Below are 864 nucleotides of genomic sequence, written 5' to 3'. Positions count from 1 at the left end.
TGGTCGCAATGGTGACATCGCTTTTAGCGGCTTCAATGCATTCATCAATCGTTCTAACGCTATGGCCGATGTCTAGTTTCAGGTCCCATAATAGTGTGATAAAGTCAGACAGTTTGGTGCCCAGCTGATCATCAATTTCATTCCTTACCAGGATAAGTAAGTCAATGTCTGAATGTGGTTGCAGCTCGCCTCGGCCATAACCGCCAACAGCAATAAGGCTAACATGTTGGTCGAACCCGAAGCGTGCCCATAAACCTTTAAGAATATAATCCATGAGTTTGGATTTAACTTCGATAAGCTGACGGATATCTTCGTTTGCCAGATACAGCTGATCAAGGACTTGCTTACTATCTTCCAGGATTGTCCGAACATTCAGGGCTGGTTGTGAGCAAGTACTTAAGTCAGAGACTAATGTTTGCATGTCCAGGCTAGATGCGTGGGTGAACTTTTCGAAGAGCGAGCTGTGTTGCGTCATAGTTTTATCGGCTTGTGCTTAACTTAGCAGACCTTCCTCTTCCTTACGTAAGGTCAGTATTTCACAACCGTCTGAGGTAACTAGCAAAGTGTGCTCCCATTGCGCAGAAAGCTTGTGATCTTTGGTCACGACTGTCCACTCATCTGGTAAGAGTTTGCAGTGGCGTTTGCCTTGGTTAATCATTGGCTCGATAGTAAAGGTCATGCCTTCTTTTAGCTCAAGGCCGGTGCCTGGTTTACCATAATGCATGACCTGCGGCTCTTCATGGAAAACAGCACCAATGCCATGGCCGCAATACTCGCGTACTACAGAATAGTAATTGTTTTCAGCATGCTTTTGAATAACAGCGCCAATATCGCCTAGTCTTGCACCCGGCTTAACAAGGGCAA

2 protein-coding genes are annotated in these 864 nt (G+C 45.7%); both read right to left on the bottom strand.

All coding sequences use genetic code 11. From position 1 onward, the window contains the following. Positions 1-475, bottom strand: a 475-nt coding sequence (locus A3763_RS22520; protein WP_231872291.1) for a nucleotidyltransferase domain-containing protein, incomplete at its 3' end; no start/stop codon positions are given. 18 nt (positions 476-493) lie between these two features. Beyond that, positions 494-864: M24 family metallopeptidase (locus A3763_RS22515; protein WP_156495267.1), on the bottom strand; the 371-nt coding region annotated here is incomplete at its 5' end.

This window comes from Oleiphilus sp. HI0128, assembly GCF_001635365.1.
The sequence above is the reverse complement of the archived record's forward strand: the minus strand, read 5'-3'. Positions and strand labels throughout refer to the sequence as shown.